This window comes from Xanthobacter autotrophicus ATCC 700552 (assembly GCF_043194565.1).
Classification (GTDB): Bacteria; Pseudomonadota; Alphaproteobacteria; order Rhizobiales; family Xanthobacteraceae; genus Xanthobacter; species Xanthobacter autotrophicus_F.
In genome coordinates this window covers 199,553-212,182 of record NZ_JBAFVS010000007.1, presented here as the reverse complement: position 1 = coordinate 212,182, position 12,630 = coordinate 199,553, and the positions used below count along the sequence as shown (strand labels likewise).

The following is a 12,630-nucleotide window of genomic DNA, read 5'->3' as shown; positions in this document are numbered from 1 at the left end:
GCCAGGAGCGTGCACTGCAATAGAGCAAATTGTGCATGGCACCAATGCGGATACCGTATACCATTGCGGGTCGCAGGCTGTGGATGGCGCGAAAGCCTATTGAACCGGGGCGGAGAATTGCGTATAGACCCCACCTGCCTTTCGGGGCACGCATCCTCGGCCGCTTCGGCGCCCGTCAGAGGACAGCGTTGGGGGATAGTTCAACGGTAGAACCGCGGACTCTGACTCCGTTAATCTAGGTTCGAATCCTAGTCCCCCAGCCAATCTAAAATTTGACAATAAAATCAGAGACTTAAACTTTTGCGAGCGTAGCAGCTCGTAACAGTTGGTCGGTGCATTTCGTCGTACTGCGACGGTTTGCGCGGCCATTGAAATTTCAGCCCTGAACGGGCTTCAAAAACTGGCGCTATAAAAGCTGGGTTGCGGAAACCGCAACAAATTTGCTTGTGTAGGAAAATTCCTACGCGCATATTTTGCGTCGAAAATCGTGTCGGAATCCAACTTGAGAAAGTTGGATAATGCGGCGTTCCGCAAACAAATCCGAACGAAAAGAAAGGGCGCCGGCTAATGCCGACGCCCCTTCCGAGGGCAGGCTAGGTCTCGACGCGAATCTAGGCCCTAGCTTCTGCCGTCACCTCAGTGGACTGCTTGGCCTACCGGCTGGGCAGTCCACGGCAGTGCTCGCACACGCTTTCCTCGCGACCGAACCGAATCCGCCGGTACCGGCGGACAAGAACCGGCTTCGGAAAGTTGCACTTGCTGGACATAACACGCGCCTTTCGATTTCACCTCGGGTTAACCGAGGGCTCCGGGCTCCCGCCGAAGCTCGTCGGTGGCGGGGAGGCGGGCGCCGGGTGCATCGATTGGCGCGGTATTACGCCGCGCATGAAAAACACTAGTTAGAGTCTGGCCCTTGGGTCAAACCAGATTTGCCTTGATCTGGGGCCTCAAACCCACTTGGCATACCATTGATGGTGTGTTTGCCGGGTTATCAAGGCCCTAACGGGCCTTTACACGGCTCGATCTTCGCGGCTTCGCGACCTTTCTACCGGTGCGGCGCGAGAAGTGGCGGTTATCACCGTCGTCCACAGGCTGAAGAACGTTACGGGAACCTGGGCTCGATCTCTGTGCCCGCTATGAACCGCCGTGCATCGGCAAGGCGCCTGCGGATCAAGCTCGTCTAGAATCAAAAAAGGCGGCACCGGGTGAAGGTGCCGCCTCGGTCCGGTGGATAAAGCACCGGCTAGCGCTTAGCTGCGTCAGCCTTGATCTCACGCGCCATTCGACGCACGAGCCATTCGATGGGCGTGGCTTCATCGCCGTGAACCGCTCCGGGTTTACCGGAGGCCATTTGGTTTAAGTTACGCCGCCATTCTCTGCTCGCTGAGCAGATCGTAGTAGCGTTCCTCGGCTTCGGCCAGCGGGATGTTGCCGATGGGCTCCGGAGAATCCGGAGCGGTTCACGGCTCCCGCGACCAAGAATAGCCAGACTCCGGACCGGCATCAGCTCTTCACTGCGCGGCGCAGTCGCCGCATCTGCGTGGAAGCAAGGCGATCGGACAAGAAGCCCTGCAGCCGTGCGATGGCGCCGAGCCGCCAGCCGGGCGCTGAAAGGAAGCGACCGCGTTCGGCACTGCGGATCATGTGGCGGGCCACCACCTCCGGGGATAGCGGACGCCCCGCCCCGGCGAAGGCTGCGATGACGCCGGGCCGTAGCCGCGCCTCGTACGCAAGCTGGGGCGTGTCCGTGTCCGGCGGCACGGCGACAGTGACCTGTATCCCCGCCTGCGCCAACTCAATGCGAAGCACTTCGCCGAGCCCGCGCACCGCGAACTTGCTGGCGCAATAGCCGGAATAGCCTGCCACGCCGAACAGCCCGGCACCGGATGAGACCAGGACCACATGCCCGCGGCCCGCCGCCGCCATGGCCGGCGCCGCCGCGCGGACCACATGGAAGGTGCCGAGGAGGTTGGTGGCGACCTGCTCCTCCATCCGGGCCGCGTCCTGCTCCAGAAAGAAGCCGGGCTCGACAATCCCTGCCGCCGTCACCACCCACAGCGGGGGGCCCTCGTGCGCGATGAGATCGGCAACCATGGCTTCGGTGGCGCTCCGGTCCCGCACGTCCAGCGGGCGGGCGATGACGCTCAGTTCCTCGCCCGCCAGGCGGGCCTCGGCGGCGGCGAGGCGGGCCGGGTCTCGCGCAAGCAGGGCCACCCGGCATCCCTTGCGCCCGAGTTCGCGGGCGGCAGCCAGCCCGATCCCGCTCGATCCTCCGGTGACGATGGCGAGGGGTTGTCGGGCGAGCGATCCTCGGGCGAGGGGCCCTCGGGCGAGCGATCCTGGGGCGAGCGGTGCTGGCGAAAGCGGCTCGCCGGCGGGGGGCAAACCATCGGCTGTCGGATCCACGCGCACTGCCTGCATCACCCGCCCCGCTCCCGTTCCTGCGCCGGCCGGCCCGTGCTCGAAAACGGCTCCGCTGTGCCGCATCCGCCGGATATGTTGCACAGCCGCAACGCTCTCTTAAACGTTGTGCCGCTAGGTCGCTATGGATGCCTGCGGCATGTATAACCTCCTGACTCTTTGTTGGGCGTATCAGAAGCGGAATCGAATGACGGGCTGGGTTCGATTTGTCGCCATGGGTCTCCTCGCGGGGACGGTCGCCGGTTGCACCGTGCTGCCGTCGTCGGGTCCCTCGCGCACCGAGATCGAAACGCAGCAGCCGGTCGATGACCAGCGCTACCTGCTCATCGACGTGGACGACCGCACGCTCTATCTGATGCAGCAGCAGCGCTCGGCCACCTTCGGCGGCCGCTTCGGCGACTATCGCCCGCCGAGCCGCTATGTGGTGGGCGTGGGCGACACCATCTCCGTCACCATCTGGGAAGCCGCCGCCGGCGGCCTGTTCTCGGGACCGATCATCGACCGGCTTGGCACCGGGTCGCGCAGCGCCGCCATTCCCGAGCAGCAGGTGGCACAGGACGGCTCCATCACCGTGCCCTATGCCGGCCGCATCCCGGTCGCCGGCAAGACCACCTCGCAGATTGAGCAGACGGTGGTGGACCGCCTGGCCGGCAAGGCCATCGAGCCACAGGCGGTGGTCGTGGTGACGCGCAGCGTGAGCAATTCCGTCACCGTGCTCGGCGAGGCGACCACCGGCGCCATCGTTCCCCTCTCCCCGCGCGGCGACCGGGTGCTGGACGTGATCGCGGCCGCCGGCGGCATCAAGGTTCCGGCCCATGAGGTGTTCGTGCGCCTGAGCCGGAGCAACGCCACCGTAACTCTGCCCCTGCAGCGGCTGCTCAACGATCCGAAGGAAGACGTCTATGTCCGCCCGCTGGACAAGATCGTCGTCATCCGTGATCCGCAGACCTTCACCGTGTTCGGCGCGGCGGGCAATCCCACCGTGGTTCCGTTCGATGCGGTGGGCATAACGCTTGAGGAATCCGTCGCGCGCGTCGGCGGCCTCCTCGACAACCGGGCCGACCCCTCGGGCGTCTATCTCATGCGCCTGGAGCCGGTGCGTTTCACCGAGCAGTTGCGACCCGATGCCCGGCCCCTGGAGGCCTACGGCCATGTCCGCGTGATCTATCGCTGGAACATGCGCGATCCCAACTTCATCTTCCTCGCGCGCGGCTTCCAGATCCGTAACAAGGACGCGATCTACGTGGCCAACGCGCCGCTCTCGGACTTGCAGAAGATCACCTCCGTGTTCAATGCCGTCGCCCAGCCAGTGGTCAGCACGGCGGCGGTGGTTCCCTAGGGACGCGCCGGCCATGATCTCCCCGGCCCAAGCGTCCAGCGAGATCCAGACGGCGCCACCTCCCGGGGCCGAGGTGGTCGCGGCCTCCCTTCAGTGGCCCGCGCGGGTGCGCGGCGCTCTTGCTCCGCTCACCACGCGCCTGAAGCGCCTGCTCCCGGCCCGGGGCACGGGTCTGCGCACATGGCCGGTGCCGGCCCTGGCCCAAGTCCGCCGGCAAGTCCGCCGGCATGTCCGCCGCCCGGGCCTGAGGCTGACCCGCCTCAACCTCGCCATCGTGTCCTTCGCGGGGGTGGTGGCGGTGCCGTCGGTGCTGGCCTTCCTCTACCTTGCCATGGTCGCGGCACCGCAGTTCCGCTCCGAGACGCGGTTCGTGGTGCGCGGCAATCTGGAAACGGTGTCGGGCGGCGCAAGCCCGGTGTCGGGCTCCAGCACGGCGCAGGTGCCCAACTCCCAGGAAGCGCGCGTGGTGGTGGACTATCTGCGCAGCCGGGCCATGGTGGACGCCCTGCAGCAGCAGCTGGACCTGCGCCGGGTGTTCGGCGTCTCCGGCCGGGATCCGGTGTTCGGCCTGTCGCCCGACGCGAGCGAGGAGGATCTCCTCGCCTACTGGAACCGGCAGGTGCGGGTGAGCCTGGAATCCCTGTCGGGCGTCATCCGGGTGCAGATCCACGCCTTCAGCCCCGAGAGCGCGGCGCTGCTCGGTGCCGCCGTCGTGCGGGAAGCCGAAGCCGTCACCAACGCCCTCACCACCCGCAATCGCGGCGACCGGGTGCTTCAGGCCGATGCGGAAGAGCGCGAGGCCTTCACCGAGCTTGCCGTGGTGCGCACCTCGCTCGAAGGCTTCCGCAATGCGCAGGGCACCCTCGATCCCACGCGCAGCGCGCTGGGTTCCTTTGCGGTCATCGCCAAGCTGCGCGACCAGCGCTCCGTACTCAACACCGATCTCACCGTCGCCCGCGCCCGCATGGATGAGGAATCTCCCGTGGTGCGCGCGCTGAAGGAGCGGATGCGCTCGCTGGACGAGAAGATCGCGACGCTGGACTCCGACCTCCTCGGCCCCGACCGGGATCAGGCTGGCAGCAGCGGCAACCTGAAGGCCGCCGCCGAGCTCGAAGTGGGCCGCCGCCTTGCCGAGCAGCGCCTGAACCAGGCTGAGACCGAGCTTCTGGACGCTCGGATGCAGCAGGCCCAGAAGCAGGTCTATATCCTGACCTTCATGGCGCCGACCTTGCCGGCGGAAAAGACATTTCCTTCGCCCCTCGTGAACGCCGCGGCGGTCTGCGGCATCCTGTTCGCGGCCTGGGCGGTGGTGGCCCTCTATGTGGGCAGCGTCTACGCCCGCACCCGCTAGAGCGCGATCCGAGCAAATTGAACCAATTTGCTCGGTGAATCGCCCTCTAAACTTAAGGAAAGAGAACGCGTTATCCGATCAGACTGCGATGCAATCTGATCGGCGCGTGCTCTTGCCCCAGCCCCGCGCCGGCCTCTCCGCTCAGGCCGGTGCCGGCTCCACCGCGGCTTCGTCCGTCACCTCGTCGGCACGCCGGATAGCCTCCCCGAGGTCGGCGAAGATCTGCACGTCGGCGGCAAGCAGATCCTGCGCCGCCGGCCACTCGCGCACCCGCGCCTCCAACTCGCCGACCTGCTTGGAAAAGGTGAGCGCGGGCAACGGCGGCAGGTCGATCTCCAGGACCGCGCGCAGGGTGTCCCAATAAGTCTCCACCGCGTTGAAATGGCCCACCACATCCATGTCGGCCAGGGTCTGGAGCGCCTGCTCCACGGCGGCGGCCTCCAGATGCTCGTCGGAGCTGCGGCAGGTGAGAAGACGGGCCAGGGGGCTGGCGAGCAGCGAGCGCTCGAACGGGGTCAGCGCGCCGAGCCAGATCTCCAGGTCCGCCATCTCGGAGAGGTCCGCCTTGCCCAGGCTCTCCACCAGCGGCCGGTAGGTCTCGCTCAGCACCGAATAGGCGAGGTTCGGGGTCTTCACCGCCCAGCGCAGCGCGAGCAGTTGTTCAGCCAGCTCCTCGAACGGGTCGCGCACCAGCACCGAGCACTTGAAGCCGCGGTCCCGCAGCAGTGGTTCGTAGGTCCGGAAATAGAGCCGGCCGGCGCAGAAGATGGACGGCGAGAAGGCGATGCCGAGGATGGAGCGCACCGCCTCTTCCGGCATCCGCTCCAGCCGGGTGAAGGCCATGTGGAACAGATCCTGGAACGGCTCGTTCAGCGCCGATTGCGGCACCACCCGGGTTTCCAGGCGGAACAGCTTGAGGTCCGCCTTGGCGGTGGGCGGCCTCCGACGGTAGATGCGGATGTTGGTGGCCTCGTCATACAGTTCGAGGTCCGCCATGTCCTGCAGGTCGGCCACCGCATGCTGGTCCACCACGAAGCCGCAGATGCCGGTCTCGTGCAGGCCCTGCTCGCGCAGCAGCGGGCGCAAGACGGTGGCGCGCACCACCTTGCGCATCTGCCCGCCGGTGAACACCGCCACATGCGGCGTGCTCGACGGGTTGTCGGGCATGATCCACCCCACGATGCGGGTGCCGGCATCCTCGTCGATGCTGAACAGCACGCTTGCGCCCCCTCAATGACGATGATCGCGGATGACCGCGACGAGGATCATGGCATTGATCCAGAAGATGCCGGCGAGGGTGAAGACGAACAGCCCCGTCTTCCACCACACCGGCTCGGAGGCCGTGGACGGCAGGCTCGGCGGCACGAACACGTTGACGAAGGCGCTCTGCGCCCGCGCGCGACGCTCCGCCTCCTGTAATCCCGCCACGGCGATGGACTGCATGGTCTCGGCGAACCGCACTTCCAGCTCGGCCTCCTCATAGGCGGCCAGAGCGCTGACCGCCGTGCTGCCGGACCCGGACCGCGCGAGGCGCAGCTTGAAGTCGGCGATCTCCTGGTCGAGGGCATGGACGCGGTCGCGCAGCACGCCCGATGTGGGGCCGTCGGGCGCGGAGAGCCGTTCGAGGGCCCGCATCTCGCGGTCGGCCGCGATGCGCTCCTGTTCCAGGCGCAGCAGGCTCTGGCCGAGGGCGTCGGCGGCCTGTACCGGATCAACGGCACGCTGGCGCGCCCGCCATTCCTGCTGGCGCACCAGGGCCTCGGTGTAGCGCATCCGCGCGCGGTCGAGCTGTTCCCGGGCGCGCCCCACGCTCTCGGCCCGGCTGTGGGCGACGATGTCGTTGAGGAGGGTTTCGCCGTCCTTCAGGATGCGTTCGGCGATCAGGTGGGCATCGTCCGCCGAAAAGGCGCGCACCTTCAGGAGCACGATCTCGGACCGCCGGTCCACCGCCGCGGTCACATGGCGGTTCCAGAAGCGCCAGCGCTCCTCCAGGCTCGCCTCGCGGCTGAGCGCGGAGAGGGGATCGATGCCCGGCCGCGAGAACGCGCGTTGCAGCAGGCCGTCCGCATCGAGCCGGGCCACGTAGGCGCGGCTGGTGACGAAATTGGTGAGGATGAAGGGCGCCTGGCTCTGCGCCGACCGGCCCGCCCCGCCCAGCAGGCTGGACAGGGACTGAAGGATGCCGGAGACCGCCCCGCGCGCGCCCTGCTGTCCCTGCGTGCCCTGGTCCATCACCGTGCGGCCGCCGAGGGATTCGCGAATGGCAAGGCGGGCTTCCGACACATAGACCGGTGTCGCCACCAGACCCGAATAGAGCGCTGCGATCAGCGCCGGCAGGACCACCACGACGGCGAAGGTGAGCCGAAGCAGGCGGAACCAGCGCACCGAGGCGGAGGCGCCGGTGCCGTAGGTGCGCGGCAGCCGCCGCCAACTCAGCATGGGACGCACGAAGGGCAGAACCGCGAAGGCGCGGCTGCGTTCGATCAGGACCCGGATGGGCTGGGCGACGGGAAGCCCGGCCATTCTAGCGCGCCCTCAGGACCACGACGTCCTGGAAGTCGTGCAGCGCGCCCGCGCCGATGGCCGCGACCTCGAAGCGCTTGCCCCATTCGGTCCGCACATAGTCGTGCGAGACGAAGGTGATGCCGTAGTCATAGGCGGCGCTGGTGAGGTGGCCGTTCTGCCGGATGAAGGCGTAGCCCCGGCCGCCGTCGACGCTGTCCGCCGCTGCCTGAAGGGCATCGGCCGGGATGTCGAGCATGGCGAAGATGCGCTCCTCCTCCCGTGCCCGGTGGAGCGCGCGCTCGCCATGCACCGACAGGAACAGCACGGCGCCGGGCGCCGCCACCCGCGCCAGCTCGTCGAGATAGAAGAGGTGGTCGGCCTCGCTCAGGTGGCTGAACACGGAAATGGAGATCACCGCATCGAAGCTGCGGTCGGGCGCGGGAAGCCGCCGGCGCGGCTTGGTCCTCACCGCTTCCACATGGGCGAGGTTGCGGTCTACCCAGGCGATGTGGCGGTCGTCCACGTCCATGCCCACATAGCGGCCCTGAAAGCCGTGGAACAGCCGCGCCACCCGCCCGACCCCGACGCCGAAATCCAGCACCGCGCGGAAGTGGCGCAGCGCGATGGGGCTCAGCCCGTTCAACGCCCGCATGAACGCCACGCCATGGCTGGCGAAGTCGCGCGGCGCGGTCAGGCCGGTTGTATTGTGCATGAGGTCGGCCGGCGGGAAGGGCGCAATGCCCTCGGGCGGGGCGTTGGCATCGGGCGGCAGCAGGTTCTGCGCGAGCCAGGCCTCGAAATCGCCTGCGATCCCCTCGCTCCCGGGTATCGGCACTGCCAGCGATCGTTGTCCCTCGCGACCCATCATCTCACTCATAAGATACCGCAGGCGCGGGCGTAGAAGTCCGCCACATCCGCCACCATATGGCGGGAAGTTCGTTCATAATGCGTCATCAGGCTCATTGCACGCGCAAGGCCGGGGTCCTGCGCGAACGGCTTGAGCCGCGCGGCGAGGTCGGCCACCGAGCCCTTGGCGAAGGTGAAGCCGTTGCGCCCCACCTCCACGAACTCGCTCATCCCCTCCACGTCCGCCACCAGCACCGGCGTGTGGGTGGCGAGCGCCTGGAGCAGGATCAGCGGGCTGTTCTCCACCCAGGTGGAGGGAATGACCAGGAGGTCGATCCTCCCCAGCACGTCGGCGATGCGCTCAATGGAGAAGGTGCCGCGGAAGGCCACATCGAGCCCATTGGCGAGGCCGCGCACCTGTGCGGCATAGGCCGGGTCCATGCCCTCGTCGCCATGGACATCGAGGGTGAAGGCCCCCGGCGGAACGTCCCGCAGCGCCTTGAGCAGCAGATGCAGGCCCTTGTGCGGGGCGAGCTGGCCGATGAAGCCGAGCCGCGTCGGCCCGCCCGTCGGCTCGGGCTTTGGCGCGCGGTCGATATCGATGCCGAAGCGGCTGAGTTCCAGCGGCACACCGATGCTGGTGCGCTTGTAGGCTTCCATCAGAAAACGGGTGGGCGTGAGCGCGCCGGCATAGGTGCCGTAGGCCGCCGCCAGATGCTCCGGCCGATCCTTCAGCGCCGAGATCGTCCGCTGCCATCCCGGGACCAGGATCGGCAGGTGGGTGGCGCCGGCCGAAACAAGGCGCGCCAGGAGATGCCGGGCGGGATTGCGCGCCGCCGTGCCATCGGCGAACAGGGAACAGGCCACGCAATTGGAGCGCGATGGATTGGGCCCGGCGCACAGGCTGCCGTCGGCGGCGCTCAGCTTGTTGTTGAAGCAGAAGCCGAAGAAGTCCGTGAACGTCGCCACCGTGGGCAGCCCGAGCCGCCGCGTCACCTCCAGCAGAGCCGTGGTGTGGTTGATGAGATGACAGACATGGACGATGTCCGGCTGGATGGCGCGCAGGACCCGTTCATGCACGGCGCGCAGGCTCGGCAGGTCATAGGTGTCGCGCAGGCCGGTATTGGGATGAACATTCCGGTCGATCCGGACAACCGGCACGCCATCGAACATATAGCGTTCAATGAGATCCTGCTGGGGAGGCTCGCCGGGAAAGGTCGCGGTCACCACCACCGGCTCGTGCCCCAGTGCCGACAGCTCGCGCGCTAAAGTCCGAGTATAGCTTTCCGTGCCGTAAAAATGCTCGGGATAGTAGCAATGGACGAAGAGCGCGACCCGCATTCCGATTCCAGTTCACTGCGCAATTCAGCCAGCAGCAGTTCAATGCCAAGGTCGAGACTGATCGTCGGCGTCCAGCCCAGCCTGTCCTGGGCGCGGGTGACATCAAGGACGGAGGCCGAGACGTCGAACATACGGGGCGGCGCCTGGTGCACGTCGAAACGGTGGTCCAGGGCGGCCTCGAGCCTCGCGATCACCTCGCGCACCGAGTAGCCGACGCCGGAACCGATATTGATGGGACCGGTCACGTTGCGCCGTTCGCCGGCGGCGATCATGGCGTCCACCACGTCATCCACGTGGATATAGTCGCGCACCACGTCGCCGGTGCCGAACAGCTTCAGCGGCTCCCGGCGCAGCCCGGCGCGGGCGAAAAGGGTAACGGCGCCCAACCCCTTCTGCGCCTGCTGGCGGGCGCCGTAGCAATTGCTGATGCGCAGCGCCACGCCGTCCAGGCCATACAAGGCACGATACTTTTCGAGATAATGCTCCACCATGAGCTTGGAGATGCCATAGGCACTCACCGGCCGGGTGGGGTGTGCCTCGCTCACCGGCAGGCATTCGGGCGCGCCGTAGACGCTGCCGCCCGACGAGGCGAACACGATGCGCAGGCCGGACGCGCGCCGCGCCGCCTCCAGCATCCGCACCGTGCCGACCACATTCTCAAGAATATCGCGCGCCGGGTCGGGATCGGCGCTGGCGGGAATGGTGGACCAGGCGAGGTGATAGACCGTGTCCACCTCCTCGAACACCTTGTCCCAGCCGTCGAACGTTGCGAGATCGATCGCCTTCCAGCGTACCCGCGGATGCGAATAGAGGCCGGTCATCCGCCGCGCTGTCGCGATGACGCCGCCGCCGCCCCGCGCCAGCCGTTCGGACAGGCGACGACCGATCAGCCCACTCGCCCCCACAATCAGTGATGTCATCTCTATCCCACGGTGCACTGCAAAAATTTTGCCTCGCGCCGACCGCCCCTGCTGACACCAAAACTCAACTTTCGCGAAACTGGAAATGCAGCCATACAACCCATAAAAGTGTTGACTAGCCTTATTTCGCAGAATGCAAAAGCCGCTGAATTTCTATTTTTAACTGTCGGCGAAAATAGTAACAAAATGCAACCACGGGCACGCCTTTTTCGAATGCACTGCGGCAATTCGATCGCCCTTGAGGGTAGAAAGTCACACTTCGCGGTATAATTGTGCCGGCGGGAAGCCGGGCATCAGGTCCGCGTTCCGGCCGAGCGCCTCGGCATAGATTCGGGCATAAGCCGAAATCATGCCATCGAGCCCAAAGAGCGCGGCCCGCACGCGGTTGGCCGCCCCGAGGGCCGCGAGACGCTTCCTGTCGTCCAAAAGGGCGACGAGGATATCTGCAAGAGCCGCGGGGCTGGTGCCCAGCGTGGTGGCGCTGCCGAGGATTTCCGGCAACGCACCGACCCTGTAGCCGGCAACGGCCTGCCCCATGGCCATGGCGAACGGCGTCACTTGTCCGAAGCTCTCGCGGACCACCGGCGCCACGAACAGGCGGAACCTGCGGTAGATCTCCGGCAGCGCATCGAAGGGCACGGTGCCGGCAAACTCGAAATTGTGCCGCACGCCGGCCCTGGTCGCCCGCGCATGAAAGACCGGCAGCAGTTCGCCGTCGCCGACGATGAGAAAGCGCGTCGTCGGGCGGCGCTTCGCCACCTCGATGAGCGGCATGATGGATTCGTCGTCCAGCTTGTCGCGGGCAAGGCGATAGACCATGCCGACCGTATCCTCCGCGTCGGGGGCGAAATCGCGCGGCGAGAAGCGGTCGAGATCGATGCCCGGATGCACCACCTGCCCGTTGGCGATGTCCGGGGCGAAAGCCTGGCGAATGTAATCGGAAACAAACACATAGGTGTGGATGCGCGGGTCCCGCAGCGGCGCCACCGGGGTATTGACGTTCTCCACCAGCACGGCATCGGTGTCGCGCGCCGCCGCAAGCGCCGCCTCGTACCAGGGGCGGTCGCTCTCGCCCCAGTAATGCAGGTGGACGATATCCGGACGCACGGCGGACAGGAGATGGGCGAACGCCACCGGTGGACTGCCCAGGGGCAGGTGGTGCAGCACCATGCCCTCGTGCCGGCCGTTCGGCGGCAGCCCGGCCGTGACCACCTGCATCTCGTAGCGATGGCCCAGCCGCTCCAGGAGGTCCACCACCAGCTGCGTCGAGCCCCCCACATAGACATTGGGAATGACGTGCAGCATGCGCGGCCGTATCGCCAGCGGCGGATGGTGGGGCCGCACCCGGTAGATCACCGACCGGCGTCCGAACAGGAGGGCGGAGAAGTCGCGCGCCAGGTTGCGGGCAATGGCCAGCGGCCGCCGCTTCAGCCGCCAGCCGCCGGCCCCGTCCGCCACCACGCTGGCGCCGGTGACCACACCGGTGCACGCCATGTCCTTCAGATAGGCCAGGGAGGGTCCAGGCGCGGTAATGAGTTCCCCCAGTCGCACCAGCGGCAGCGGCAGCGCGAGCCCGGACAACAGGCGTCGCCGGCGTCCCGCATGCATCTCCTGAACCATCTGGCCGACCAGATTGGCATGGTCCTGCAGGGCGGCGATCTGGGTCCCGAGGGCCGCCTGCGCCGCCATCAGCGCCGCGTTCTGCTGCTCGATCCGCTCCAGTTGGGCACGGAGGGCGGCACATTCTGCCTCGGCTTGACCGGTGCCGTGTTGATCAGGAACGCCGCCCGCCGTCACCTCCACCGCCTTTCGTCATCAGGACACGCGCTTCGACCGGAAAACCGGGTCGGGTCATCGGGAGCAGTCGAATTCATGCTGTTTTGCGGCAGCGCCACCAAGCGTTAGGA

At 66.9% G+C, this 12,630-nt stretch carries 9 protein-coding genes and 1 tRNA gene; 3 read left to right on the top strand and 7 right to left on the bottom strand.

Annotated elements, in window-relative coordinates; genetic code table 11:
• The first annotated feature begins 189 nt into the window (after nt 1-189).
• Nucleotides 190-263 (top strand) — tRNA-Gln (locus V5F48_RS10205).
• Between the two features lie 1,240 nt (nt 264-1,503).
• Here the strand turns inward: V5F48_RS10205 and V5F48_RS10200 are convergent.
• Complete coding sequence (locus V5F48_RS10200) at nt 1,504-2,421, bottom strand: SDR family NAD(P)-dependent oxidoreductase (protein WP_394258600.1); 918 nt, start codon at nt 2,419-2,421, stop codon at nt 1,504-1,506.
• Nucleotides 2,422-2,608: 187 nt separating this feature from the next.
• Here V5F48_RS10200 and V5F48_RS10195 point away from each other — a divergent pair, with 187 nt between their 5' ends.
• On the top strand, nt 2,609-3,760 hold the full coding sequence (locus tag V5F48_RS10195) for a polysaccharide biosynthesis/export family protein (protein WP_394258599.1): 1,152 nt from the start codon (nt 2,609-2,611) through the stop codon (nt 3,758-3,760).
• A 13-nt stretch (nt 3,761-3,773) separates the two neighbouring features.
• Nucleotides 3,774-5,111, top strand: coding sequence for a KpsE/RkpR family capsule polysaccharide export protein (locus V5F48_RS10190; RefSeq protein WP_394258598.1), 1,338 nt, complete (start codon nt 3,774-3,776; stop codon nt 5,109-5,111).
• A gap of 141 nt (nt 5,112-5,252) precedes the next feature.
• Here the strand turns inward: V5F48_RS10190 and V5F48_RS10185 are convergent, their stop codons facing one another.
• The 6 genes from V5F48_RS10185 to V5F48_RS10160 all read right to left on the bottom strand — a co-directional run bounded on the left by V5F48_RS10185 (nt 5,253) and on the right by V5F48_RS10160 (nt 12,520).
• Nucleotides 5,253-6,329 carry a hypothetical protein gene (locus V5F48_RS10185; protein ID WP_394258597.1) on the bottom strand — a complete coding sequence of 359 codons (1,077 nt, stop codon included), beginning with the start codon at nt 6,327-6,329 and terminating at the stop codon, nt 5,253-5,255.
• A 12-nt stretch (nt 6,330-6,341) separates the two neighbouring features.
• On the bottom strand, nt 6,342-7,634 hold the full coding sequence (locus tag V5F48_RS10180) for a KpsE/RkpR family capsule polysaccharide export protein (protein WP_394258596.1): 1,293 nt from the start codon (nt 7,632-7,634) through the stop codon (nt 6,342-6,344).
• 1 nt (nt 7,635) lies between these two features.
• Nucleotides 7,636-8,451, bottom strand: coding sequence for a class I SAM-dependent methyltransferase (locus V5F48_RS10175; RefSeq protein WP_394258595.1), 816 nt, complete (start codon nt 8,449-8,451; stop codon nt 7,636-7,638).
• A 38-nt stretch (nt 8,452-8,489) separates the two neighbouring features.
• Nucleotides 8,490-9,803, bottom strand: a complete 1,314-nt coding sequence (locus V5F48_RS10170) for a glycosyltransferase family 4 protein (protein WP_394258594.1) — start codon at nt 9,801-9,803, stop codon at nt 8,490-8,492.
• The gene (locus V5F48_RS10165; RefSeq protein ID WP_394258593.1) at nt 9,728-10,723 is read right to left on the bottom strand and encodes an NAD-dependent epimerase/dehydratase family protein; all 996 of its coding nucleotides are present in this window, start codon (nt 10,721-10,723) and stop codon (nt 9,728-9,730) included. Before V5F48_RS10165 ends, V5F48_RS10170 begins: the two co-directional genes overlap by 76 nt.
• 252 nt (nt 10,724-10,975) lie before the next feature.
• Nucleotides 10,976-12,520, bottom strand: coding sequence for a glycosyltransferase family 4 protein (locus V5F48_RS10160; protein WP_394258592.1), 1,545 nt, complete (start codon nt 12,518-12,520; stop codon nt 10,976-10,978).
• Between the last annotated feature and the right edge of the window lie 110 nt (nt 12,521-12,630).